Below are 25,363 nucleotides of genomic sequence, written 5' to 3'. Positions count from 1 at the left end.
AGCTTTGTCAGATTGAAGACTGGGGCAGATATAGGCCGATTCCGGCGGCCTGGGAAACGTAGCCTAAGGTTGATTAGATCAGTTCAGCGGAACGACGATTTCGGAACGGCGCGGACGTTGTCCGTCCTTGCCCGGAACGAGCACGACGATGACACAGACCGGCTGGCCGCCGCGCGTCGACTGCGAGGCCTTGGCCAGCGTTCCGCCATTCTGTTCGGCCACCTGTTGGCCGATGGCGTAGCAATCGGACGCCGCCAGTACGATCGGACTGGCCAGGTCGGGCGGCGCGATGACCGGTATCGCTATCGCCTGCGACGCGAACAGTCCGGCAGCACAAAGCGCCAGTGTCGCGGTTCGGAAGTGGGAGCGAAGCGTTTTCATGACCGGCGTTGTAACGCATCGGTGCTGAACGTGAAATGAACGGTGAACGTCGCTGAAAACATGCTCGCCACACCCCTGCAACGCGAGACAATCAACCTGGAATTTCACCGCCTCGAACAGGTGAAATCCCGCGAAAGTCCAGTCTAGACTCGGTTTTGACCATATTGAAAGCGCATCAGGCATTTTCCTGCGTTATCGCGCGAAAACGCAGCAGCCCGTGATGCACGAGCAGATCCTCGTCATGGCGGGCTTCGGCAAATTCCAGCGACAGTCGTGTCTGGCCGCGAGGGCCAATCACCAATGCTGCGTCGGCAAGGCGCGCCTGGATGGCGGCCATGATGGCAAGCGTTTCCGCGTCGCCATGGGCTTTCGACCAGACATGCAGCGTAATCAACTGATCGTCGGTGTTCTCGGTGCCCGTATCCCAGTCGAAAGCGGAGGTATGGCCCCAGGTCACGTACGGAAAAGCGGCATTATCGGTTGGCCGTTCGAGCAGTCCGGCGCCGCCCAGCAAGGCCGACAGCGATGCATCGCTTTTCAGCCTGAGAAACAGTGCCTGCTGTAAATCGCCTGGCGCGGTCATCGTCTTTTCCTCCGGTTCCTGCGCTGCCGACTATTGCTTTTCGGAAGCCTGTCCGCGTTCTGCGTGTTCTGACAGATATAGCCATTCGACGCGCGGAGGCGATGGCGATTCGTCATCGTAATGATGCCGATGATCTCGAAAGGCGACTTTACCAACACCATCGTCCGCGGGCACCGCGCCGGGAGCATAGACACTCGATTCCTGGTCACATATTCTCGCTCTACAGGGTCGCATGACGCAATGTTCCTTGCCGTTTTTGATCCACGAAGCCATTTCGGAAGCTGATGATGCTCGATGCAGAAAAGACCAGGGCTGCGTCTCGGTTGTTGGTAGGCCACTGGGACAAGGGCACCCGTCTCGACGCCATACCTGAGGCGTTGCGCCCACAAACACGGCTCGAAGGTTACGCCATCCAGTCGCATGTCATGGATCGCTCGGTGGCCCCACTTTTCGGCTGGAAGATTGCCGCGACCAGTCTGGCCGGACAAAGGCACATTAACGTCGACGGCCCGATGGCCGGACGTCTCCTGGCCGAAAAAGCGGTGGAGGTCGGCGGGACGGTTTCCCTGGCGACGAGCAAGATGCGCGTGGCCGAGATCGAGTTCGCTTTCCGCTTCGGACGCGAACTGCCGCCTCGTCCGGCACCCTATGAAATCGCCGAGGTGATGAAAGCCGTGGCGACCTTGCACCCGGCGATCGAAATTCCGGACTCACGCTATGACGATTTTTGCGCCGTCGGGGCGCCGCAACTCATTGCGGACAATGCCTGCGCCAATCTGTTTGTCATCGGCGAGGCGGCGGACGACTGGCGAGACGTGGACCTTGCAAAGCACCCCGTGGTCGCCTCCGTTTCCGGAAGGCCGCAACATAGCGGATCGGGAGCAGCCGTGTTGGGCGATCCTCGCATCGCGCTCACCTGGATCGTCAACGAGCTGTCGGGCCTGGGCATAGCGCTCCAACCGGGACAGGTGGTGATTACAGGTACCTGCGTGACGCCGATTGGGGTCGAGGCCGGCGACGAAGTCATTGGCGATTTGGGCAGGTTCGGCAGCGTCTCCGTGCGGTTTGTCTAATAGCCCCCACGCTGCCTGGCCACGAAACTGCGCACCGCCAGCACCAGAACGGTGATGATGATCAGGATCACCGAGAGCGCGGCGATCGCTGGGTCGATGTTGTCGCGCAGGCCCATCCACATCAGCCTGGGCAGCGTGATGGCGTTGACCGAGGTGATGAACAGGGTGACGCCGATTTCTTCCCAGGACAGCACGAAGGAGAGAAGCGCCGCGGTAATGATGCCGAACTTGATGTTGGGCATGATGATGCGGGTGGCGCGCTCCCACACAGTGGCGCCTAAGCCCCGCGCGGCAAGGTCGATGCGGCGGTCGAGCTGGCTGAGCGAGACCAGCATCAGCACCGTGGCGAAGGGCACGGTCATCACCGAATGCGCCATGGCGACGCCAAGCCAGGTGTCGTAGCCGAAGAACGCGCTGAACCCCGAGATCGAGGTCAGCAGGAAGTAGAGCGTGATCGCCGAGACCACCGGCGGCACCACCATCGGCAGCAGCACGAAGCCGACCAAGGCCGCGGTGAAGCGCGGCTGGAACATCCAGACGCCAAGGCTGAAGCACAGCGCGAGCACGGTGGAAAAGGCGCTGCTGACGACGCCGATGCGGATCGAGAGCAGGATCGATTGGAGCCAGCGCGGGTCCTCGACCAGCGCCCGGTAGTGGCGCAGCGATAGTTCGCCCGACGGCATAGCCAGCATGCGGCTCGGCGTCAGCGATACCGGGATGACCGCAAGCAGCGGCATCAGCAGGAACAGCGCCACGAAGGCGGCGATGATCAGCGAGACGGGACCGGGGCGGTAGGTCGGCATCAGATCAACTGCTTCGGTCTGACATAGCGGAACAAAAGCGCCATCAGCGCGCCGACGAACAGCACCAGCACGACGCTGATCGCTGCACCCAGCCCCCAGTCCGGGCTCTGGAAGATCCTGAGATAGATCAGCTCGGCGATCATGACGCTGCGGCCGCCACCGAGGATCGCCGGCGTGACGAAGAAGCCGAGCGAGAAGACGAAAACGATCATCGCCGCGCCGATGATGCCGGAGCGCGTCATCGGCACAAACACCGTCCAGAAGGTGCGCATGCGGCTGGAGCCGAGCCCGCGCGCGGCCAGGAGCACGCGGTCGTCGAGACTGCGCATGGCCGATGCCAGCGGGAAGACGGCGAACGGAATGAGGAAGTGCGTCATGCCGACGATGACGCCGAATTCGTTGCGCACCAGCGCCAGCGGTTCGGAAATGAAGCCGATCGCCTGCAGCCAGGTGTTGATCAGGCCGCGATTGGAGAGCAGCGCCACCCAGCCGAAAGCACGGGTCAGCACGGAAATCCAGAAGGGAACGAGAATGCAGAACTCGGCGATCAGGCGCTGTGCCGGGGTTCCACGCACCCAGACGACGGTGATGGCGTAGGCAGCTGCCACCGAAACGACAGTGACGACCGCCGCGATGCGCAGCGTGCGGATGAACACCGACTGCACGAGATCGTCGGTGAGCAGCGCCTCATACTGGCCGAGGCCGGGCGTCGGCAGTGTAAAGCTCCATTTGACGACGCCGAGGAACGGCCAGGCATAGGCCAGGACAAGAAACAGGAGCAGCGGCGCCATCAACAGCGCCGCGCCCATCCTGTCGGAGAGATAAAATCTCATTTCGACCCGATTACCCCGCCCCTGATCAGGCCGAGATGATCTTGGTGTATTCGTCGAGCGCCGGCCCGTAATTCTTGGCGTACCAGTCCATGTCGAGCGCGATCTGCTTCTTCATGTTCTCGGGATCGACCGGATTGATGCGCTTCTTGTCGGCGGGGATCAGCGCGTCGGCAGCCGGGTTTGCAGGACCTTGGCCGAGCTTGTCGAACATGACCAGCTGCTTTTCAGGGTCCTGGGCACTGGCGATGAACTTCATCGCAGCGTCCTTGCCGCCGGGGTTGCCCTTGAGCACGGCCAGCGCGCCGGGCGAGATCAGGCCCTGGTCCCAGATGAACTTGATCTTGCCGCCCGAATCCTGCTCGATCAGCGAGGCGCGGGTCGACCAGACGATCGCCATCGAGGCCTCGCCATTGAGCAGCACGCTCTGGCTTTCGGCGCCGCCGCCCCAATAGGCAACGACATTTTCCTTGAAGGCGGCGATCTTGTCATGGGCGCGCTTGAGGTCGAGCGGGTAGAGCGACGCAGGCGCGATACCGTCGGCGAGCAGCGCCGCTTCCCAGCTCGACACGCCCCATTTGTAGAGCGAGCGCTTGCCGGGGAATTTCTTCACGTCGAAGAAATCGGCCATGCCGGTCGGCGCGTCCTTGCCGTACTTCTCGGAATCATAGGCGATGACATAGGAGAAGAAATAGGTCGAGGCGGCGTATTCCCAACCAAAGCCGGGCCGCATCTTCTTCTTGTCGACGATGTTGTAATCGATCGGCTCGAGAGCCCCTTGGGCGCCGAGCGTGATGGCCGAGAACGGGTCTACGTCGACGAGATCCCAGGTCGGCGCGCCGCTCTTGAACTGTGCGGCGATGGCGCCTTCGGTCGGACCCGAACCGTCCATCTTGACGGTGATGCCGGTGTCCTTGGTGAAGGCCTGGCCATAGGCGGCATCGTAGGCGGTGATGGCATCGCCACCCCAGTTGACCAGCACAAGTTCCTTGGCCTGCGCAAAGGCACCTGTCGAGCGCAGCAGCATCGGCGTGCCGGCCAGCACGAGTGCCGCCAACTGTGTGAATTGCCGGCGCGAGATCTCGCCGCGACCTGCCCTGGCGGACAGGCTCTCGATGGCTTGTTTCTTGGTGTCATGTGTCATGTCAGTTCCCCTTTTTTGTTGTTGATAGTGCCGGAAAACGGTGCTGCGATATCTCGCCACACCGTTCGTCATTGCCCTCCATACGGAAGGAGGAAACCCTTTTCCGCCGGCCAGGTGAGCCAGACGGAGTTGCCCTTGCTCAAGGCCGCGGCAGCCACCTCGTTCGGCACCGAGACCGTGACCTTGGCGCCTTGCAGCGTTGTCAGGTCGAGCCGCGTTGCCGCGCCGAGATAGGTGGAGTTGGTGGCGGTAGCGGCGATGCCATTCTCACCATCTGCCGCCTCGCCCGATATCGACATGTATTCGGGCCGGATCGCCAGGATGGCATCGCCGCGCACGAGTTCGGCCTTGCAGCCCATGCTGACCGCGCGGTCTTCGCACAGGCCAGTCGAGCCATTGCCGGCGGGCTTGACCCCCTTTAGGGGCAGCATGTTGATCTCGCCGAGGAATTCGGCGACGAAGCGGTTGTCCGGCCGGTCGTAGACCTCGTCGGGCGCTCCGACCTGCAGCAGCTTGCCATGGTTGAAGATGGCGACGCGCGACGACAGCGCCAGCGCCTCGCTCTGGTCGTGGGTAACGAAGACGAAGGTGGTTCCGGTCTCCTGATGCAGCCGCTTCATCTCGGCTTGCATCTGGCCGCGCAGGCCCTTGTCGAGTGCGGAAAACGGCTCATCGAGCAACAGCACGCCCGGCTCGAACACCAGCGCTCGCGCCAGCGCCACGCGCTGCTGCTGGCCGCCCGACAGCTGCGCCGGCAGTTTCTTCTCGTGGCCCTTGAGGCCGACGCGCTCGATCATCTCGCCGACACGGCGCTTGATGTCGGCGGCCGATTTCTTGCGCACCTTGAGTGGGAAGGCGATGTTGGCTTCTACGCTCATATGTGGGAACAGCGCGTAGCCCTGGAACACCATGCCGGCGGCGCGTTGCTCTGCCGGCCGGTCGGTGATGTCGACGCCGTCGCTGAACAGCTTGCCCTCGGTCGGCTGAACGAAGCCGGCAAGGATCATCAGGAAGGTGGTCTTGCCCGAACCGGACGGCCCGAGCAGGGTCAGGAACTCGCCACGGCCGATATCGAGCGACAGATTGTCCAGCGCACGGAACGAGCCGAAGCTCTTGCCGATCCCGATTGCCTTGATCTCTGCGGCACGGCCGGGTTGCTGCATACTGCCCTTTCCCTAACGCTTGTCGAAATCGTAGGCAGGGTGCCGGCTCACCGCAACCGAATAGTTTTCGCGTGATCGGCAAATTCCATTCATCTATGGCGAGATGTCGCCAACTGCCCTCAATACGGCAGAATGCGGTTCTCCTGGAGTTTCGACCGCAGCCATCCCGCGAACGCTTCCAGAACCGGATGCGAAGCCTTGGCATGTTCGGAGACCAGGAAATAGGAGCGCGGCGACTTGATCGCGATGTCGAACGGCCTGACCAGCCGGCCCTCGCTCAGCGCCCGCCGGCTGGTCAGTTCGTCGCCCATGGCGATGCCCTGGCCGGCAATCGCCGCCGAAAAGACGAGGTTCATGTCCGAAAAGAAGATGCCGCCCTCAATGTCGGGGTTTTCCACCTTGGAGAGCGCCAGCCAGCGCGCCCAATCCTCGGTGTCATCGAGATGCAGCAGGTTGGCCCGCAGCACGTCCGACGGCCGGGAAAAACCGCCGATCTTGTTGAGCAGCGTCGGGCTGCAGAGCGGCGTGAACGAGATTTCGCAGAGCGGTTCGACCGCCCGGTTCGGCCAATTGCCGACACCAAACGCAATGAAGGCATCGGCATCGGCGTTGCTAACATCGTCGAGCCGCCGCGGCGTCAGAATGCGCAGCGCCACGTCAGGATACATCTGCCGGAACTCGCCGATATGGGTGCACAAGAACAGCGAGGCGAAGCCGGGCGTGCAACTGACGGCGAACGAGCCGCCGACGCCGGTGCCGGCATCACGCGTCACCGCGTCGCCCAGCACGGTCAACGCCTTGCGCACGTCGCTGGCGTAGCGCTGGCCGCGCGGCGTCAGCGCCACGCCCTTGCCGATGCGTTCGAGCAGGTCGAAGCCGAGGTCGCGCTCCAGCAGGCGAAGCTGATGGCTGACAGCGCTGCGGGTCAGGTGCAACTCGTCGGCGGCGCGCCAGACGCTGCCGTGGCGGGCGAAGCTGTCGAGCGCACGCAGCGCTTGTGTCGATGGTATACGCAAGGAGCCTCAGGTGAACCGAATTTGCACGAACCAGGAAAACATATCACTTTTTAGCGACCCGCTTCACTGCTTTCTTCTCATGCCATGGAGAAACCGGTGGCCACCTCGGCGCAAGCAACCGCCCTTGCCTGTCTCGACGGCATCCAGCCGTTGTTGTCCGCGTGGACACGCACCATCTTCGATTACGGCGAGACCGCGTGGCGGGAGTATCAATCAGCCGCCTGGTATGTCGAGCGGCTGAAACTCGAAGGCTTTTCCGTCGAAGAAGGTTCCGGCGGCATGCCGACCGCCTTCTGCGCGCATTGGACCAATGGCCCCGGCCCGACCATCGGCATGTACGCCGAATACGACGCGGTGCCGGGCAATTGCCAGGATGCCGCTACGGTCGAGCGTCCGCGCCGGGGACTTGGCAACCAGGCCGGCGGCCACACCGACCCGCATTCCGGACTGGGTATTTCGAGCCTCGGCGGGCTGCTGGCGACCAAGGCCGCGATGCAGCGCCACGGCATATCAGGCACGCTGCGCTTCACCGGCGAACCGGCGGAAAAGGTGCGTGGGTCCAAGCCGATCCATGCCGCCAAGGGTTATTATGACGGCCTTGCCGGCATGATCTCCTTTCATCCGTTCTATATGCTGCCGCTCTGCAACACGGCGCGCTGGGACACGCATTGCGGCGCGGCCTACGCGATGATCTATCGATTCATCTGCGACCAACCGGAGCGCTGGGCGCTGGCTGCGGGTGCCGCACCCATTCCGCAAGCACATTCGGCGGCGCGCGCGCCCGGCGCCAACGACGCATTGATGATGATGTACATGGCCTCCAAGGCTCTGCGCGATTCCATGCTGCCTCACCAGGGCGGCTGGTCGATCAGCGAGGCGATCCTGACGGCGGGGCAAGCGACCGCCGACAATTTGCCGGCGGGGCTGGCCGAGATCCAGTACATGATCCGCGTGCCGACGCTTGCCATGGCCGAGCAGGTCACCGCGGTGCTCGACCGCAATGCCGAGGCCGCTGCCAGCATGAGCGGCTGCCGCCATGAGCGGCATTGGGTGTCGAAGTCACGGCCGGGACTTGCCAACCATGCCATGGCCGAAATCGCCTATGAAGCACTGTCGAGCGTGGGGCCGCCGCGCTGGGACGAAGACGCCAAGGCAGTCGCGCGCGAAATACAGGTCAATGCCGGGCGCATGGCGAGCGACGAGCCGTTCATAGAAGAACTGGAGCGCCTGATCGAGCCGCAGGCGGCGGAAGCGATCCTGCGCCGCGATCTGCCGCCCTCGCAGGTCAATTCGACCTCCGACGATTACACCGACATGTCGTGGCATGCGCCGACGGCGCGCTTCTATGTCGCCCGCCCGGCGCTGCGTTCGGAGACCGGCTATCCCTATCCGTCATGGGTGATGAATGCGTTGGGCGGTATTCCCGCCACCATCGACCCGATGGTGGCCTGCGCCTCCCGCACGATCGCGCTCGCCGCCCTTCGCCTGCTCGAGGACAAAACCGCCCGCGATGCGGCGATGAATGAATTCGTCGCCCGCACCGGCGGCGGCATAGGCGGCTCGAACTGGATCGCGCCGCTCTGCGACTACGAGCCGCCGATTGGATTTCGTTGGCCTGAATATGTCACCACCCCACGCGGACGCGACTGGTGGATACCGAGCAATTAGACACCCTCACGAGGAGCACCCCATGACCGTTCATGACCGCATTGTCGCCGAGCCGTTTTCGCTGCAGCGCCGCAACCCTGCCGGCGGCACCAAGCCGCTGACCGCCTGGGGCTTCGCCAACGAGACCGACGTGCTGACCGACGTGCTGCTCGGCTCACCCAATTTCCTGCGTCATCTCTCGACTAGCTCGCTGTCGCGAAAGCATCTGCGCGAGGCACCCTGCAACGTGCAGATTGCCCAGGCGCAGCACAAGGACCTTGTCGCCGCCTACGAGCATTTCGGCGTCAACATCCACTGGCACGAGCCGACGCCGGAACTGCCGATGCAGGTCTATTCCCGCGATTCCAGCGTCATGACGCCCTACGGCGCCTTCATCACCGCCATGGCCAACTGGTGGCGGCGCGGCGAGAATTATGCCGCAATCCGCACCTACGAAAAGCTCGGCATCCCGATCTACGACATGGTCACGGCTGGTACGTTCGAGGGCGGCGACTTCAACGTCATCGAGGACGGCGTCGTGCTGATCGGCTGCGGCGGCGCCCGCACGCAGGAGGAAGGCGCGCGCCAAGTACAAGCCTGGTTCGACAAGGAGGGCTGGGAAACCCGCATCGCCTTCATCGACGAATACTACGTCCATATCGACCTGATGGTGGTGCCGATCGCCGAAAAGCTGACCGCCGTCTGCCTCGCCTGCACCGAACCCGGCATCGTCGACTGGCTGAAGGGCAAGGGCCACGAGATCATCGACGTGCCGTTCCGGGACACGATGGCCCTCGGCTGCAACTTCATGTCGCTCGGCAAGGACCGGGTGATCGCGCCGACCTCCAGCCAGACGCTGATCGGCCAGCTCAAGGCGCGCGGTTTCGAGGTCGCGGCCGTCGACATGAACGAGATTTCCAAGACCGGCGGCGGCATCCACTGCATGGCGCAGGCGCTGAAGCGCGAACCGGCCTGAGGAGTGGGATAGCGCTACGCTGCTTCGCTCACATTCGCATCAGCATGATCGGCATCCTGGCGGCCGAGGGTGCAAGGTCGCGCGGGCAAAACGGCTGAGATCGCCGGCTGGCGGCACCATGTGCCCGGCTTGCGAGTCGGAACGCTGCCCGATGCGAAACTTGCGCGATAGCTAATATAAGCGCACAGTAAAACCGTCTTTTGGGATAGGACAGCTCATCTGCAAATCGGGAGGAAACCATGAACACCATGAGCCTCACCACGCTTGAACGCGGCAAAACGACAGTCGACGCCGCAGCCCTGGAAGCGTTTTCGGCACAATTGCGCGGCAAAATGCTGAGCGAAGGCGATGCAGCGTATGACGAAGCACGGACCGTCTGGAATGCCACGGTCGACCGGCTGCCCGGGCTGATCGTGTGCTGCGTCGGAGCTTCCGATGTCATCAGTGCCGTGAATTTCGCCAGGGAGAACAGGCTTCTCGTCTCGGTGCGCGGCGGCGGCCACAACATTGCCGGAAGTGCGGTCTGCGATGGTGGCCTGATGATTGATCTGTCATTGATGAAATCGGTGCGGGTCGATGTCGCTGCGCGGCGGGCATGGGTCGGGCCTGGCGCGACGCTTGCCGATGTCGACAAGGAAACGCAGGCCTTCGGGCTGGTGGTACCGACCGGCATCAACTCGACCACCGGCATATCCGGCCTGACGCTGGGTGGCGGCTTCGGCTGGATCACCCGCAAATTCGGCCTGACCATCGACAATCTTGCCTCCGTCGATGTGGTCACCGCCGATGGCAAACTGCTCCGGGCCAGCCATGCCGAAAATCCGGACTTGTTCTGGGCGCTGCGCGGCGGCGGCGGCAATTTCGGCGTCGTCACGGCATTCGAGTTCGAACTCCATGAGTTTGGACCGCAAGTGCTGGCGGGGCTTGTCGTCCATCCCTTCGCCGATGCCGAAAAGGTGCTGCGGGAGTATCGCAAGGCGCTCGAGACCGCACCTGACGAGTTGACCTGCTGGGTGGTCATGCGGCAGGCGCCGCCGCTGCCCTTCCTGCCCGCGGAGTGGCATGGCAAGGAGGTTCTGGTGCTGGCCATGTGCTATTGCGGCGACATCGAGGCAGGGGAAAAGGCGACGCAAAAACTTCGAGCCATCGGCACGCCGATTGCCGATGTCGTGGGCCCCAGCCCGTTCACCGGCTGGCAGCAGGCATTCGACCCACTGCTCACGCCCGGCGCCCGCAACTACTGGAAGAGCCATGACTTCACCGAGTTTTCCGAGGAGGCGGCTGCGGTCGTCAGGGGGGCAATAGCCAGGCTGCCGGGACCCGAATGCGAGATATTTATCGGCCATGTCGGCGGCGCGGCAGGTCGCGTCAAGGAGGACGCAACGGCGTTTCCACAGCGCAGTTCGCATTTCGTCATGAACGTTCACGCCCGCTGGCGCGAACCGACGATGGACAAGGCTTGCACCGACTGGGCTCGTTCAATCTGCGAGGCGGCCAAACCTTATGCCGCCGGCACCGCCTATGTGAACTTCATGCCAGAGGACGAGGTCGACCGGGTCGAAGCGGCCTATGGTGGCAACCATCGACGGCTTCTGGAAATCAAGCAGCGCTACGACCCATTGAACCTGTTCCGCATGAACCAGAATTTGCGCCCGAAAGAAAGCCTGCGAGCTGCTTGAGGCGCGCCCGTGCTGCAGTGATAAAAAAGCACACGTCGCCGCTGGAGGCGCGGGCTTTTACTGTCACATGCTGTTGGCGTCGAGTTGTATTCCCGGCCCGGCCCATCAGCAACAAACCCGATACTGTGTCTTCGCCGCCCTTGTGAGTGCTGGAAAAATGGAGGAATAGTCTTGCGGAATGCATCGCCCTGAAGTTGCCGGTTTGCGGTTCTCAGGTCGTGCAATTGCTAGCCGGATATCGAATGGCCAGTCCCGAACCGCGCAAGAGAAGAGGTCCGATCGCCGCCCGGCTGCTGGCGCTCGACGCGTGGATCGATTCCTCGCTCTACGAGATCGGTTTCAAGGCGCGCCAGTTCTGGGAATCGGCGACGATCTTCTCGCGGCGCTTCCGCGTCAACGGCTGGCGCCGTGGCATCATCGAACTGTTGAGCGAAGGTTTCACGCTCGGCGCCGTCGGCATCGTGGTGATGCTGGCGCTGGCCATTCCGGCTTTCCAGGACACGGCCGGCGACTGGCGCGCCCAGGGTGACTTCGCCGTCACCTTCCTCGACCGCTATGGCAACGAGATCGGCCAGCGCGGCATCATCCAGCGCGATTCCGTGCCGGTCGACGAGATGCCCGATCACGTCATCAAGGCGGTGCTTGCCACCGAGGACCGTCGCTTCTTCGATCACTACGGCATCGATGTGCTCGGCCTTTCGCGCGCCATCTTCGAGAATGTGCGGGCGAACTCCGTCGTTCAGGGCGGCTCGAGCATCACCCAGCAGCTGGCCAAGAACCTGTTCCTCACCAATGAGCGCACGCTGGAGCGCAAGATCAAGGAAGCCTTCCTGTCGCTGTGGCTCGAGGCCAATCTATCGAAGAAGGAGATCCTGCAACTCTATCTCGACCGCGCCTATATGGGCGGCGGGACGTTCGGCATCGAGGCGGCCGCCGACTTCTATTTCGGCAAGAGCGTCAAGGACCTGAACCTCGCCGAAGCGGCGATGCTGGCCGGTCTGTTCAAGGCGCCGACCAAATACGCCCCCCACATCAACCTGCCGGCGGCGCGTGCGCGCGCCAATGTGGTGTTGTCCAACCTTGTCGATGCCGGCTTCATGACCGAGGGCCAGGTCCTGCAGGCCAGGCTGCATCCGGCCGACGTCGTCGATCGAGGCGAACAGAAGAGCCCGGATTATTACCTCGACTGGGCATTCGACGAGGTCAAGAAGATCGCCAAGCCCGGCCAGCACTCGCTCGTCGCCCACACGACCTTCGACGCCAACATCCAGAAGGCGGCGGAAGAATCGGTGGAATTCCACCTGCGCCAGTTAGGCAAGGAGTACAACGTCACCGAGGGCGCGGTCGTGGTCATCGAGACCAACGGCGCCGTGCGCGCCATCGTCGGCGGCCGCGACTACGGCGCCAGCCAGTTCAACCGCGCCACCAAGGCGCTGCGCCAGACCGGCTCGTCATTCAAGCCCTATGTCTACGCAACGGCGATGGAACACGGCTTCACTCCCAACTCCATTATTTCCGGCGGCCCGATCAGTTGGGGCAGCTGGTCACCGCACAATTACAACGGCGGGTCGGCGGGCAACGTCACCTTGATCATGGCAATGGCCAAATCGATCAACACCGTGCCGGTGCGGCTGGCCAAGGATCATCTCGGCATCGGCCCGATCAAGGCCATGGCCGAGGCGATGGGTGTGGAATCGCCGATCGAAGCACACAAGACGATGGTTCTCGGCACCTCGGGCATGACCGTGATGGACCAGGCGACGGGCTACAGCGTGTTCGCCGACAATGGCTTCGTCGGCTCCCGGCACGGCGTCAGCCAGCTCGTCACCCGCACCGGCGAGGTGGTCTATGATTTCGCCAAGGATGCGCCGCCGCCGCACCGGGTGCTGTCGGAGCAGGCACTGAAATCGATGAACACCATGCTGGCGGCAGTGCCGGTGATGGGCACCGCGCGGCGGGCTCAACTTCCCAACATCGTCGTCGCTGGCAAGACGGGCACGACGCAGTCCTACCGCGACGCCTGGTTTGTCGGCTTCACCGGCAACTACACGGCGGCGGTGTGGATGGGCAATGATGACTTCACGCCGACCAAGAACATGACCGGTGGCTCACTGCCGGCGATGGTGTGGCAGCGACTGATGGTCTACGCGCACCAGAATATCGACCTCAAGCCGATCCCGGGCATCGACAAACCTTTCGTCGACGAGGAGATCGCGGCCAAGGCCGAGGAAGCGCTGAAGAAGAGCGACGAACAGGCGGCGGCCAATGCGGCGGCCGAGCGGCCGCCGGTGCTGTCCAGCCGCACGACCCAGACGCTGCGGGACATGACCACGCTGTTCCAGTCGGCCCCCGTCCTCAGTACGCCTCAACCGCCGGAGACGCTGTCGGCGCTGTGATCTTTCCGACTGGGCAGGTCTTTCAACTGGTCCGGGGCGGCAAATCCATCGGCCCGCTTGCCACAAGGCCCCGCGCCGCGATATCCCCGAGCGGCAACTCTTCGTGTTCCCGGCCCCTCATGCTCAAGAATGCCTTCCTGACGCTGCTTTCGCTTGCCATAGCCATCGTCGGCGGTGGCGGCAGCGTCTGGTATGCGCTGAAAGTCCAGGATGGTGTCGGCGCCATCAGGATCGGCCAATGGACGGCCTTTCCCGATATCGGCACGCCGGCCGCCGATCCCTATTCCAAAGCCCGCTTGGCGCGCGAGGGTGTGCTTGCGCTCGGCCGCGCCGAGGGGCTGTCCTTCGTCGCCGAGCGCGACACGGGCGGCGCCGAGCTCAAGCGCGAATGCACCTACACAATCGAGGGTGGTTTCCCGACGGCACGGTTCTGGACGCTTTATGCCGCCGACCAGTCGCTCGGCGTGGTCGAAACCGGCAAACCCCGGCTGGCGGCGCTGCAATCCTATGGGGTGGTGCGCCAGCCCGACAATTCGGTGATCATTTCCGCCGGCCATCACCCGATGCCGGGCAACTGGCTGCTGACAGACGGCTCCGGCAGGATGTATTTCGTGCTGACCTTCTACGACACGCCGATCGCCAGCAGCACCGGCCTGTCGGACGTCTCGCTGCCGCAAATCGTCAAGGTCGGCTGCAATGCGTAGTTTTTACGCTGCGATGCGCGGACTTCTGCATGCCGTCCTGCTCGGCCTGCTCGGCGCCGGCATCGTGCACATCGCCGTGCTGCTGCTGGTGCCCGAGTTTTCCGAACGCGATGCCTGGTCGCGGCTGTCCATGGCGTCGGACCTATACAAGATGACGCGGCTCGATGCCGAGGCCGGTGGCGCGCCCGTGGTGAAATCCGTCGACCCGCTGTTTTACGCGACGGCCTGCCGGTTCGATCTGGGCGAAGGCATGGTCCGCGTCAAGGCACCTGGACATGTCCCGTTCTGGTCGGTCTCGGTCTATGACCGCAGCGGCCACAACATCTATTCCTTCAACGACCACACAGCGACCGGCGGCGTTCTGGATGCCGTCGTGCTGACGCCGGCGCAGATGATCGACGTGCGCAAGGATCTTCCAGAGGATCTTCAGGGGGCGATCTTCGTCGAAGCGCCGATCGAGGAAGGCATCTTCGTCATCCGCGCCTTCGTCCCCGACGAGAGCTGGAAGCCGATCGTGTCGCACTTCTTCGAACAGAGTTCCTGCGAGTTGCAGGACTTCTAGCCATGATCCCGGACCAGTGGTCGGTGGCCGCCGAAACTCAGTGGTGCGGGACCGGTTTTGTTCCTGGCGAGCCCGGCTTGTCGGGATCGACCGGCCGCACTTCGCCGGCACACGGCCGCTCGTAGCGGATGCCGGGAAAGATGATCACCGCCGCCGGCATTTCAGCGGTTTGCTTTACTCTGGTGTTTGGTGCCGTACGCGGCACGAAAGACAGTACCATGCCCATGGTTCGCGCATTCCTCTCGGTTTCCCCGGAGCACAACGCAACGCCTCCAAATGTCATTAAGGCCGGCAGAGGGTTAACGGAACGCTAACGGATCGTCGCTAACTTGAACTTTGTTCTTGGCATTCTCGGAACCGACACGGTCCCGGTCGAGCGTCGTCAAGGTTGTGTCGAGTACGGGCGTATCCTTCGTGTCATCTTCGGACTTCAGGCAAATCGCGGTACGAAAAGACTCGGGAAAGGCCGAAAGGCTGTTCCGCGCCGCGGTGTCGGCGTTCTGCTCGCTCACCCGCCCTTCACGCCGTGAGATTGGCCAACTCGAAGACCTGACGCTGCCGCTGTTCGACAATGTGTCCGTCGAATCTCGCCGTTACGTGGCGGCCGCCCTTTCCGAATGCGAATACGCCCCCGCCGCCCTGGTGCGCCGCCTTTGCGAGGAACCGGTCGACATTGCCGCGCCGCTGCTCATCCGCTCACGCGCCGTCAGCGACATCGATCTCATCGCCCTGATCGGGCGACATGGCCTGCCGCATGCGCGTGCCATCGCCCGCCGCAAGGGCTTGAACCCGACCATTGCTGATCTGATCAGGGCCCTAGAGAGGCCAACCCTGGTGCGTGCGCCTGAACCGGATGCGAACGCCGCCGCGGCAGACAAGATCGCGCCAGCGAGCGCGGAAACCGCCTCCGGCGAGTTGGCCCGGGAACAGGCGCTCGGCATCGCAGCCGAGAATGCACGGCGCAGGCTGCGCTCGATGATGCGCCCGGGCGATGAGGCGGCAGCGACGAACGCCGATCCTTTCAAGGGCGCCGACACCTATGTGAAATTGCGCGAGACAGCTCTGACGGGAAACGCCGCGTTCTTCCAAACCGCGCTCGCCGATGCACTCGATATCGATTTCGAGATCGCGCGATCGCTCACCGCCAACCAGAATTATGCCTCACTGCTTGCCGCCTTACGCTCGCTCGACCTCAGCGAGGACAGGGCCTTCCTGATCGCGGTTGCCGTCTATCCCAGCCAGTTCCCGCATCCGCAGGCTATCCGGACTTTCCTCGACCGTTACCGGCTGCTGCATCGCGAAGCGGCCCAGGACAAGATGCGGTCGTGGCGGGCGGAAACCCTTTCAAGGGCGGTTCGCGGCGCAGCACCTGCCAACAGCGATACACGCACCGCCTCGAACAGCGACGATGCGGCTGATACCTCCGGCCTCAGGGCGTCTTCACGGAAATAAGCTCCTCGACAGGCACGGTGCCGGCCTCGATCTCGACCACCCAAATGTCGGGATCGAACTTTTTCTCCCTTTCCAGCCTGGCGTCGAGCACGGAGGCATCCTCGCCGGCTCCGAGCAGAGTGAAAAACCGGTCGTCGGGCTTGGCCGAATCATAGCTTGTCTGCGGCGCCGGCCCGAAGAGGGCAACCTCGCCCAGCCTGCCCCGCGCCAGGACGAAGATAGCGCCGGCCTCGGTCGCGCCGCGCTTGACCACGGCGGCAAATCCGCCGGCGCCGAAAACCCGGCGCAACAGGGCCGAGACCCACAGATCCGATGTGACACGCATGAGAAAACTCCGCGAATGCATGTCGCCCAAAAGGTGGGTTCCGGTTTTGGAACAACGGCATGCATGAGAACAAGGCAGGCGGGTTCTCTAAAGTAGTTTGCCGTTTCAAGGAAACGGCAAACTACTTTAGCCCTTGTTTGACGCGATTCCGGACGGAAAACCGTTTCACACTTTTCCTGGAATTGCTTTGTCGATATTTCCGCCGCTGGGCGAGCCGTCGTTCAGCCGTCAGTTGGTCAGGCCGATCTCGCGCATCTTGACGTAGACGATCTCATCGGGCTCGCCGGTCTGCGGCAGCCCGAACAGCGACTGGAATTCCTTGATCGCTGCCTTGGTGCGCGCGCCGACGACACCATCCAGCTGCATGTCGTCATTGCCGAACGCCTTGAGCCCGGCCTGGATCTTGACGATGCGGGCATCGGGCGCTTGCGTCGCGGCATTCGCCTGTCCGGAATTTGTCTGTCCCGAACCTGTCTGCAAAGACACCGGAACGGCGGCCGGCGTATCCGGACGCGGCTGCGGCCTGGGTACCACGGAAGCGGTTTTCGGCGTCGCGCCCAGTTGATCGAGCAGAAGCGCGTCGATCTCGCCGGACGTGTTGAGCCCAACCTTCTGCTGATAGTCCTGGATAGCCTTGCGGGTGTTGGGTCCGGAAATGCCGTCGACCGTTCCCGAATAGAAATCGAGATCCTTCAATATGCCTTGCACCTGCTCGACAACCGGATCGCCCTTGATCGGTGCCGGCGCGCCGGATGGCCGCACGATGTTGAACGTCGTTTCCGGCTCGTCGGGCGCCGCGTGCGGAAAACCCGCAATGCTGCGGGTCGCGAAGAATGCGCCGGCATGCGGGAAAGGCTGGTACCACAAGGCATTTGCGGAGACGTAGAACAGCGTCACCAGGAATGCCGTCGAGCCGCCCACCAGGACAGGGTTGCGCGAGATCATGCCGCCGACGGCGACAGCGCCGTCCTGAAAGGCGTTGCTGCGGCGCTTGACCGCCTTAGCCTGTTTTGCGGAGCGAGCCATTTCTGTCCCCTTTCGCCATCGCTACAGGCATGGTCAGCACGCCGGCCTTCTCCGCCTGATGTCCCTTCGGTCCGTTCACCGGCAGGCTGATGGTCACCGTGGTGCCCTCGCCCGGCATGCTTTCGATGGACATCGTGCCTTCGTGGAGCGCCACCAGACCCTTGACAAGTGAAAGGCCAAGACCAGTCCCCTCGAAACGGCGGGTATAGTCGTTCTGGATCTGCATGAAGGGCTTGCCGAGATTGGCGAAATCCTCCTCGGCGATGCCGATGCCGGTGTCCCTGACCCAGAAATGCAGGCGCGAACCGATCCGCTTGGCACCGACGACGACGTCGCCGCCGTCGGGGGTGAACTTGATCGCGTTGGAGACCAGGTTGATGAGCATCTGCTGCACGGCGCGCTGATCGGCATTGATGTCGCCGGCGTCCGGCGCGATCTGCGCCCGCAGATCGATGTTCTTGGCCTGCGCCTGCAGTTGCATCATCGACTGGCACATGTCGACCGCTTCCGCGAACCGGAACGGCTCGGGTTCGGTCGCGTAAACGCCCGATTCAATCCTGGACACGTCGAGTATCGAGGTTACGACGGCGAGCAGATGCTGGCCCGAATCCCGTACCAAGCCGACATATTCCTTCTGGCGCGGATCCTTGAAGGCGCCGAACATCTCGTGCAGCAGCATATCCGAGAAGCCGATGATGGCATTCAACGGCGTGCGCAGTTCGTGGCTGACCACCGCCAGGAAGCGCCCCTTCGCCACTTCGGCGGATGCGGCCGCCTCATTGGCCGCCGCGAGATCCTCGCGCAACCGGCTGATCTCGTCATTCTCGCGCAGGACGAGCGTAAAGACGTCACCCTGTTCCTCACCACGCACCAGATCAAGCGAGAACGGCCGGTAATTGTCGGCCGTCAGGCTATTGCCGTTCTGAGGCAGCCGGATGCGCAATTCGAGCCGGCGCGACAGCGCACCGTCGCGCATGTCGGCCATCGCGCTGAGATAGGAAACGCGATCCGACAGATGGACGCGATCGAAGAGGCCGTTTCCGGACAGCAGTTCGGGCGGCAGTTTCAAAAGCGTGCGGGCCTTTGGCGACGCGTCCAGTACCTCGCCATGACGGGCAACGCGCAAGACCACCGCATCGATGATGTCTTCGAGCCGGTCGGCAGTGTCGACCACAGCCGCGTCGGCGGTGTTTTGAAACGCCGATGCACGCGGCATCAGTGTCAGCGCCCACACCAACGGCACCAGCCAGTGCCACGCCGCGATCTGCGCTCCTGCGAAAGGAAATACGGTTCCAGCCAAAGGCTGAGCCAGGATGGCGACAGCGGCCGACACGGCTCCCCACAGTGCTGCACGTCGCGAGCCGCCGATCCACCAGGCTTCGAAAGGCAGCGCCAAGACAAGCATGGCGACAGGCGAACCCAACCCGCCCGCGGCGGCAATGAGACTGCCGAGCGAAATGCCGGCCAGCACCAGGGCGACCCGACTCGCCATCGCCATCTTGCCGGTCGCCGCCACCAGCAAGGCGACGAACCAGCACAGGCCAAAGGCGGCGAAGATGGCGGCCATGGTGACGGCAACGCCCATGCCTGAAGTGACCAGCGTGACCGCGGCGCCGGCGGCAAAGAAAGGAGCGGCGAGCATGACGCCGATGAAACGGCGCTGGCGCTCGCGGTCGCTCCGCCCAAGGATGGACGGATGGACCATACGTTCGCAACCGGCAGAAATCGCGCCAGGCAATTCAACGTATCTGGCCTTGATTGAACTCAACTCAACGCACTCGCACTTGTCGTGGACAGCTCTGCTTTGCAGATGGTTCTGGTTGGCTTTGAAACTCGCATCCAGCGTTTAAGGAATGGATAAGGCAGGGCCGACCAAGGCCCTGGCCTGCGGCAAATATCGGGATGCCGGCCGCCGAAAGCACGGGCAAATGCAGCCATAGTAAACGGAGAGTTATCCGGCGACGGCACCTATCGGACAGACGCACACGGCACTCGGACTTCCACATTCCAAGAAAAATACAGGAAAATCATGGGGATATATGGTTATTTGTTGTTAAGGAAAATCACTGGCAATTGAGACAAAACGATTGCAGAACGCTTCGTCTCGAATTTGCCTAAAATTTGAGGAAAATTCTCTCTTTGCCTGCAAGCCGTCCTTTGCGCCTGTGTGCCAAGATCCTGCCTACAAAAGAGGTCATGCCATATGGATGCATGATCCGGTCACGACGAGAGGGCAAGGGCATGGTCTTCCTCATAAGAATGGCTTTCTGGTTTTCGCTGGTGCTGCTGGCGCTGCCGCTGACTGTCGGCCCCGATGAATCGGGCCGCGAAAGCGTCGGGCCGATCCAGGCCTTGTTTGCGGCACGCGAAGCGGTTGGCGATATCGCCGGCATTTGCGAACGCAAGCCCGATGTCTGCGAGACCGGCAAGTCGGCAATGCACACCATCACCGCCCGCGCCAAGGAGACCGCCAAGATCGCGGCAGCGATAATGGACGACAAGTCCGCCGCCAGCCCCGACACATCCACGATGACCGGCAGCCTGCCCGAAGAAATCGTCTTGCCCGAGACCGTCAACCTGCCGCCTCAGAATTAAGCCGTTTCGACGGCGCACCGCGGGCTGTCTGCCCTCTCGACGCCCGCGGTGTCCTTGTTTTTCCGTGACGCGGCGCCGCCGCGTGACTATATCCGGGCCATGACCACCACGATCCAGACGATCCGCGACGATTTTTCGTTCCTCGAGGAATGGGAAGACCGCTATCGCTATGTCATCGAACTCGGCGAGGCGCTGCCGCCATTTCCCGACGAGCAGCGCAGCACCGCCAACAAGGTGCCGGGATGCGTGAGCCAGGTCTGGCTGACCACCGAACGCGGAGCCGGGACCGACCCGATCGTCACCTTCACCGGCGATTCGGACGCTCACATCGTGCGTGGACTGGTTGCGATCATGCTGGCGCTGTTTTCCGGCAGGACCGCCAGCGAAATCCAGCAGACCGATGCGGAAGCGACATTGAAAGAACTCGGCCTCGACGAACATCTGTCGCCGCAGCGCGCCAACGGCCTTCGCTCGATGGTCAAGCGCATCAAGCGCGACGCCGAGGCAGCGCTCAAGCAGACCGCCTGACACCTCCATACCCGATCCGCGCGTCGCGGCGCGCAAAAATCAAACGGCGCCCGAAGGCGCCGTTGATGTCGATCCGATCTGGCTTATTTTAACGCAATTCCCAAGGGAAAGCTCTATGCGCTTTCCCGGGAAAACCGTTTCACATTTTTCCTGGAATTGCTCTGGCAGCGATTACCGCGCTTTGCGCTTGCGGCCGAGGCCCATCTTCTTGGCAAGCTGTGACCGGGCAGCCGCATAGTTGGGTGCAACCATCGGATAGGTCGGGTCAAGGTTCCACTTTTCGCGATACTGATCCGGTGTCAGGTCATAGTGGGTCATCAAATGACGCTTCAGCGACTTGAACTTCTTGCCGTCTTCAAGGCAAACGATGTAGTCGTCATGAACCGACCGCTTCGGGTTGACCGCCGGCTTCTGCTTGTCGGCAGGCGGCTGTTCGGCGGTTCCGCCCACACGCCCGAGCGCAGCATGGACATCGGATATCAGGTTCGGCAATTCGCCGACCGGCACGGGATTGTTGCTGACATAGGCGGCCACCACATCGGCGGTCAATTCGATCAGCGCATCGCTGTTTCTGGAAGGTGTTTCGACAATATCCATGGTCTTCGGGCCCCAACAAGAGTTACATCGATCTGCGCCCTTTTTTACAAGCAGGGCATCGCACGAATTTTGTGCAGGTAGAGTTTCTACGATTCGTGTCGCGGGCACATCAATGAGCGCGCAGACCAAGTAAGTCAATTCGGCCCTTACGCTATATTGAACGATATTGATCAATTATTCCACGATCAGCTTCAATCTTTCGTGCATTGTGTAATTTATCGATATTTCGCGCTCCGCCGGCGGCGGCTGACGTAACGTCAGATCGCCGTTACATTCGTGGCAACTCACGACACGGGTTTTAATGTTTGATCTTGCTTGGCTATCGCCCGAGCAATATTGGTTGTTCACATTTATCCACAAAACCGTAGGTTGCCGTGGTCATACGCAAGCATCATGCATGCCTGTCATCCAACCGATCGGCTGATTGCTGCCGCGTCAATCAATGCGGGGTGATGTATTTGCCATAGGCCCAGCCGGTGATGAAATTGCCGTTCTGGGCCGGATCATGCCAGACTTCGCACCAGCGATAGCGAATCTTCTGTTCCTGCTTCCATGCCGGCTGGTTGGCGATGTCGAGCAGGTTTATTCCGCCGGTGCATCGCCCGGTCATCTGCAGAACGGTCCCGTTCGGATATCCCGCCTGCTTCTGGGATGTGCCCGAAGGGTATTTGCGTACGTTGAGCGTATCGCCGAACGGCACATTGGCCACTTGCCAAGCCGCGAATACGGTCGCATGAGACTGGCCGGCAAAGGCCAGAGTTAGTGAAGCAACGGCGAAAGCCGCAGCAGTCCGAGACCAAATAGTCATCATCTCTCCTCCCGGCTCATCTCCTGGAGCCGACACAACCCATACGCTGTGGCTCTTGAACCTGCCCTGAGTGGCGTGTTCATTCGCCGTTCAAGATCTTTCTCCATTTGAGATGGTCCATTCAAGATACTGGCCTATTCAAGATACTGGCCCATTCAAGATACTGGCAAAGCGAGACGCAATGACCAAGACATCCATATTTCCGATCGTCAGCCCGCCTACGCCCGAGAAGCGGCCGGTTTCCGACACGCATCACGGCATCACGCGAACCGACGACTATGCCTGGCTGCGGGCCGGCAATTGGCAGGAGATGTTCCGCGACCCGTCATTGCTTGATGCGGGAATCCGCGCAGAACTCGAGGCGGAGAACGCGTACCAGTCGAAGCTGATGGCCGACACGGCCGAACTGCAGAAGCAGCTTTTCAAGGAGATGAAGGGCCGTATCAAGGAAGACGATTCTTCCGTGCCGATGAAGGACGGACCCTATGCCTATGGCTCGTCCTTCAAGCTTGGTGGCGAGCAGCCGCGCTATTTCCGTATGCCACGCGACGGCGGTGCCGAGCATATCCTGCTCGATGGCGACGCAGAGGCCGCGGGCAAGGCCTATTTCCGTCTTGGTGGTGTCGACCATTCGGCCGACCACGCAAGGCTGCTTTGGGCATTCGACGACAAGGGCTCCGAATTCTACACGCTTCGCGTGCGTGACCTTGCCGACGGCAGGGAGCTTGAGGACCAGATCCCCGACACCGGCGGTTCAGGTGTCTGGAACGCCGGCAATGACGGCTTCTTCTATACACGTCTCGATCCCAACCACCGCCCGTCGAAGGTGCTGTTCCATGCGCTTGGCGACAGCCCGCAAAGCGACCGGCTGATCTATGAGGAAACCGATCCCGGCTTCTTCATGAATGTCGACGGCACCCGCAACAACGAGTGGATCATGATCGGCATCAACGATCACGAGACCTCGGAATACCGCCTGATGCGCGCCGACGATCCGTTTGCCGAGCCGAAACTGGTGTCGCCGCGCGAGATTGGCCTTCAGTACGAGTTGGAAGAAGGCGGCGATATCTTCTTCATCCTGACCAATGCCGACGGCGCCAAGGACTTCAAGATCATGACGGCACCGGCGGGCGATCCCGTGCGCGCCAACTGGCAGGAACTGGTGCCGCATGAGCCCGGTCGGCTGATCCTGTCGGTGATCGGCTTCAGGGACCACATGGTCCGGCTCGAACGCAAGGAAGGCCTGCCGCGCATCGTCGTGCGCGACCGGATCAGCGGCGAGGAGCATCTTCTGTCCCTCGACGAGGAGGCCTTCTCGCTCGGACTGTCGGGTTCTTATGAGTACGACACCGAGATCATGCGCTTTTCCTACTCGTCGATGACGACGCCGGCGCAGGTGTTCGACTACAATATGCGCACCCGCGAGCGGGTGCTGCTGAAGACCCAGGAAGTGCCGTCCGGCCATGATGCGGACCACTATGTCACGCGGCGCCTGATGGCGCCGGCCAGCGACGGCGAACTGGTGCCGATCTCGCTTTTGCATCATCGCGACACGCCGCTGGATGGATCCGCACCTTGCCTGCTTTATGGCTACGGCTCCTATGGCATCACCGTGCCGGCCGCCTTCAACACCAACTGGTTCTCGCTGGTCGACCGTGGCTTCGTCTTCGCCATCGCTCACGTTCGCGGCGGCAAGGACAAGGGCTATGGCTGGTACGATGAGGGCAAGCGGGAGAACAAGATGAACACGTTCACCGATTTCATCGCCGTCGCGCGCCATCTGGTCACGGAGCGTTACACGGCGCATGACCGTATCGTCGCGCAGGGCGGTTCGGCCGGCGGCATGCTGATGGGTGCCGTCGCCAACATGGCGCCGGATTGTTTTGGCGGCATTGTCGCCGAGGTTCCCTTCGTCGATGTGCTCACCACCATGCTCGATGCGACCCTGCCGCTGACGCCGCCGGAATGGCCCGAATGGGGCAATCCGATCGCGTCCGCCGACGACTACCGGACCATTGCCGCCTACTCGCCCTATGACAATGTCGCTGATCACGACTATCCGCCGATCCTGGCGCTGGCCGGTCTCACCGATCCGCGCGTCACCTACTGGGAACCGGCCAAATGGGTGGCCCGCCTGCGTGATCGCAAGAGCGGGGACAATCCGGTTCTGTTCAAGATCAACATGGATTCGGGCCATGCCGGCGCTTCCGGCCGGTTTTCGCGGCTGGAAGAGATCGCCTACACCTATTCCTTCGCGCTGAAAGTGATGGGCAAGGCGCAGCCTACGGGAGCAACCAACAAATGATCGACCTCACCACTCTGATCGCTTACATCGCGGTCGTTTTCGGCTTCGTCTTCATTCCAGGCCCCGCCACCCTGCTGACGATCGCCCGGGCAACGAGTTCCGGAACCAAGGTCGGCATCGCGACGGGCGCCGGGATCGCTGCCGGCGATGTCTTTCACACCGTCATGGCGATGATCGGCATATCGGCGGTCATCGCCGCGTCGGCGACGCTGTTCATCGTCATAAAGTACATCGGCGCGGCCTACCTGATCTATCTCGGCATTCGCGCGATCATGGAGAAAACACCGGCCAATCCGGCTGCCGGCGCGCTTGCGATCTCTGCCGGCAAGGCGTTTCGACAGGCTGTCCTGACCGAAGTGCTCAACCCCAAAACCGCTCTGTTCTTCCTCGCCTTCCTGCCTCAGTTCGTGCGGCCTGAAAACGGAACGGTGATGCTTCAGATGGCCGCGTTGGGGGTCATCTTCGTCGTACTGGGCCTTTTCAGCACGGTCGTCTTTGCCGTGAGCGCTGGCCGGCTCGGCACGCTCCTGCGCCGAAATCCGTCAGTGTTACGATGGCAGGGCAAAGTTGTCGGCGGCATCTACTGCGCTTTGGGCGTCCGTCTGGCGCTGCAGCAACGCTGACTCCAGACGATGATCGACGCGCCCTTTCCGGAGGGCTGGGTGATCAGGACTTTTTGAAGTTCCCGTTGCTCATTTTCACTCGCAATTGCGGTGACCGCGCGCTACCCAGTGCGCGGCTTTTCCCGGCCTGACAGCCTCCAATCGCGT

Annotated in this window: 25 protein-coding genes; 12 read left to right on the top strand and 13 right to left on the bottom strand. The window is 62.3% G+C overall.

Translation table 11 applies throughout. From position 1 onward, the window contains the following. Positions 1-78 precede the first annotated feature (78 nt). Complete coding sequence (locus NKI69_RS15325; protein WP_023812808.1) at positions 79-381, bottom strand: hypothetical protein; 303 nt, start codon at positions 379-381, stop codon at positions 79-81. Positions 382-556: 175 nt separating this feature from the next. Further along, positions 557-964 (bottom strand): DUF3168 domain-containing protein, encoded by a 408-nt coding sequence (locus NKI69_RS15320; protein ID WP_023812807.1) that lies wholly within the window; start codon positions 962-964, stop codon positions 557-559. A 287-nt stretch (positions 965-1,251) separates the two neighbouring features. On the opposite strand from NKI69_RS15320, the gene NKI69_RS15315 reads away from it, so the two are divergent. After that, complete coding sequence (locus tag NKI69_RS15315; protein ID WP_023812806.1) at positions 1,252-2,037, top strand: 2-keto-4-pentenoate hydratase; 786 nt, start codon at positions 1,252-1,254, stop codon at positions 2,035-2,037. Here the strand turns inward: NKI69_RS15315 and NKI69_RS15310 are convergent. From NKI69_RS15310 to NKI69_RS15290, 5 genes are all read right to left on the bottom strand, one after another. Further along, positions 2,034-2,840 carry an ABC transporter permease gene (locus NKI69_RS15310; RefSeq protein ID WP_023812805.1) on the bottom strand — a complete coding sequence of 269 codons (807 nt, stop codon included), beginning with the start codon at positions 2,838-2,840 and terminating at the stop codon, positions 2,034-2,036. The two genes, NKI69_RS15315 and NKI69_RS15310, sit on opposite strands and share 4 nt — an antisense overlap. After that, positions 2,840-3,673: an ABC transporter permease gene (locus NKI69_RS15305; protein WP_023812804.1), complete on the bottom strand. Its 834-nt coding sequence runs from the start codon at positions 3,671-3,673 to the stop codon at positions 2,840-2,842. Before NKI69_RS15305 ends, NKI69_RS15310 begins: the two co-directional genes overlap by 1 nt. A 25-nt stretch (positions 3,674-3,698) precedes the next feature. Further along, positions 3,699-4,814 carry an ABC transporter substrate-binding protein gene (locus NKI69_RS15300; protein ID WP_023812803.1) on the bottom strand — a complete coding sequence of 372 codons (1,116 nt, stop codon included), beginning with the start codon at positions 4,812-4,814 and terminating at the stop codon, positions 3,699-3,701. 68 nt (positions 4,815-4,882) lie between these two features. Further along, complete coding sequence (locus NKI69_RS15295; RefSeq protein ID WP_023812802.1) at positions 4,883-5,977, bottom strand: ABC transporter ATP-binding protein; 1,095 nt, start codon at positions 5,975-5,977, stop codon at positions 4,883-4,885. 119 nt (positions 5,978-6,096) lie between these two features. Continuing rightward, on the bottom strand, positions 6,097-6,993 hold the full coding sequence (locus NKI69_RS15290) for a LysR substrate-binding domain-containing protein (RefSeq protein WP_023812801.1): 897 nt from the start codon (positions 6,991-6,993) through the stop codon (positions 6,097-6,099). A gap of 84 nt (positions 6,994-7,077) precedes the next feature. Between NKI69_RS15290 and NKI69_RS15285 the strand changes: the two genes are divergently transcribed. From NKI69_RS15285 to NKI69_RS15260, 6 genes are all read left to right on the top strand, one after another. Continuing rightward, the gene (locus NKI69_RS15285) at positions 7,078-8,661 is read left to right on the top strand and encodes a zinc-binding metallopeptidase family protein (RefSeq protein WP_031213575.1); all 1,584 of its coding nucleotides are present in this window, start codon (positions 7,078-7,080) and stop codon (positions 8,659-8,661) included. A gap of 22 nt (positions 8,662-8,683) precedes the next feature. Further along, positions 8,684-9,616, top strand: a complete 933-nt coding sequence (locus NKI69_RS15280) for a dimethylarginine dimethylaminohydrolase family protein (protein WP_352609863.1) — start codon at positions 8,684-8,686, stop codon at positions 9,614-9,616. A 239-nt stretch (positions 9,617-9,855) separates the two neighbouring features. Continuing rightward, a complete protein-coding gene (locus NKI69_RS15275) occupies positions 9,856-11,295 on the top strand; it encodes an FAD-binding oxidoreductase (protein ID WP_023812798.1) in 1,440 nt (479 codons plus the stop codon). A 242-nt stretch (positions 11,296-11,537) separates the two neighbouring features. Then, complete coding sequence (locus NKI69_RS15270; protein WP_352721839.1) at positions 11,538-13,691, top strand: transglycosylase domain-containing protein; 2,154 nt, start codon at positions 11,538-11,540, stop codon at positions 13,689-13,691. A 119-nt stretch (positions 13,692-13,810) separates the two neighbouring features. Beyond that, positions 13,811-14,395: a DUF1214 domain-containing protein gene (locus tag NKI69_RS15265; protein WP_352721837.1), complete on the top strand. Its 585-nt coding sequence runs from the start codon at positions 13,811-13,813 to the stop codon at positions 14,393-14,395. Next, entirely contained in the window at positions 14,388-14,957 is a 570-nt protein-coding gene (locus NKI69_RS15260) for a DUF1254 domain-containing protein (RefSeq protein WP_023812795.1), read from the top strand. The genes NKI69_RS15265 and NKI69_RS15260 overlap by 8 nt, the downstream gene beginning before the upstream one ends. Before the next feature lie 37 nt (positions 14,958-14,994). Here the strand turns inward: NKI69_RS15260 and NKI69_RS15255 are convergent, their stop codons facing one another. Further along, positions 14,995-15,183: a hypothetical protein gene (locus NKI69_RS15255; protein ID WP_023812794.1), complete on the bottom strand. Its 189-nt coding sequence runs from the start codon at positions 15,181-15,183 to the stop codon at positions 14,995-14,997. Positions 15,184-15,371: 188 nt separating this feature from the next. Between NKI69_RS15255 and NKI69_RS15250 the strand changes: the two genes are divergently transcribed. Continuing rightward, complete coding sequence (locus NKI69_RS15250) at positions 15,372-16,409, top strand: hypothetical protein (RefSeq protein WP_023812793.1); 1,038 nt, start codon at positions 15,372-15,374, stop codon at positions 16,407-16,409. On the opposite strand, the gene NKI69_RS15245 is transcribed toward NKI69_RS15250, so the two are convergent. From NKI69_RS15245 to NKI69_RS15235, 3 genes are all read right to left on the bottom strand, one after another. Next, positions 16,387-16,734: a DUF1491 family protein gene (locus tag NKI69_RS15245; RefSeq protein ID WP_023812792.1), complete on the bottom strand. Its 348-nt coding sequence runs from the start codon at positions 16,732-16,734 to the stop codon at positions 16,387-16,389. The genes NKI69_RS15250 and NKI69_RS15245 overlap by 23 nt on opposite strands. 228 nt (positions 16,735-16,962) lie before the next feature. Beyond that, positions 16,963-17,760 carry a peptidoglycan-binding domain-containing protein gene (locus tag NKI69_RS15240; RefSeq protein WP_023812791.1) on the bottom strand — a complete coding sequence of 266 codons (798 nt, stop codon included), beginning with the start codon at positions 17,758-17,760 and terminating at the stop codon, positions 16,963-16,965. Next, positions 17,735-19,465, bottom strand: a complete 1,731-nt coding sequence (locus NKI69_RS15235; protein ID WP_023812790.1) for an ATP-binding protein — start codon at positions 19,463-19,465, stop codon at positions 17,735-17,737. The genes NKI69_RS15240 and NKI69_RS15235 overlap by 26 nt, the downstream gene beginning before the upstream one ends. Before the next feature lie 536 nt (positions 19,466-20,001). Between NKI69_RS15235 and NKI69_RS15230 the strand changes: the two genes are divergently transcribed. Both NKI69_RS15230 and NKI69_RS15225 read left to right on the top strand, forming a co-directional pair. Continuing rightward, positions 20,002-20,355 (top strand): DUF5330 domain-containing protein, encoded by a 354-nt coding sequence (locus NKI69_RS15230; protein ID WP_023812789.1) that lies wholly within the window; start codon positions 20,002-20,004, stop codon positions 20,353-20,355. Between the two features lie 99 nt (positions 20,356-20,454). Next, positions 20,455-20,883 carry a SufE family protein gene (locus NKI69_RS15225; protein ID WP_023812788.1) on the top strand — a complete coding sequence of 143 codons (429 nt, stop codon included), beginning with the start codon at positions 20,455-20,457 and terminating at the stop codon, positions 20,881-20,883. Positions 20,884-21,054: 171 nt separating this feature from the next. Here NKI69_RS15225 and NKI69_RS15220 read toward each other — a convergent pair whose 3' ends face one another. Both NKI69_RS15220 and NKI69_RS15215 read right to left on the bottom strand, forming a co-directional pair. Further along, positions 21,055-21,480, bottom strand: coding sequence for a Ros/MucR family transcriptional regulator (locus tag NKI69_RS15220; RefSeq protein WP_013532660.1), 426 nt, complete (start codon positions 21,478-21,480; stop codon positions 21,055-21,057). A 439-nt stretch (positions 21,481-21,919) separates the two neighbouring features. After that, positions 21,920-22,288, bottom strand: coding sequence for an SH3 domain-containing protein (locus NKI69_RS15215; protein ID WP_023812787.1), 369 nt, complete (start codon positions 22,286-22,288; stop codon positions 21,920-21,922). Positions 22,289-22,469: 181 nt separating this feature from the next. On the opposite strand from NKI69_RS15215, the gene NKI69_RS15210 reads away from it, so the two are divergent. Together NKI69_RS15210 and NKI69_RS15205 are read left to right on the top strand one after the other, a co-directional pair. Next, positions 22,470-24,593 (top strand): S9 family peptidase, encoded by a 2,124-nt coding sequence (locus tag NKI69_RS15210; protein ID WP_352721833.1) that lies wholly within the window; start codon positions 22,470-22,472, stop codon positions 24,591-24,593. After that, complete coding sequence (locus NKI69_RS15205; protein WP_023812785.1) at positions 24,590-25,216, top strand: LysE family translocator; 627 nt, start codon at positions 24,590-24,592, stop codon at positions 25,214-25,216. The genes NKI69_RS15210 and NKI69_RS15205 overlap by 4 nt, the downstream gene beginning before the upstream one ends. Positions 25,217-25,363 lie beyond the last annotated feature (147 nt).

Source organism: Mesorhizobium sp. M0491 (assembly GCF_040321265.1).
In the GTDB taxonomy this organism is placed as follows: domain Bacteria; phylum Pseudomonadota; class Alphaproteobacteria; order Rhizobiales; family Rhizobiaceae; genus Mesorhizobium.
Note: the sequence above shows the minus strand (reverse complement) of the source record. Positions and strands in the feature narration are given on the sequence as shown.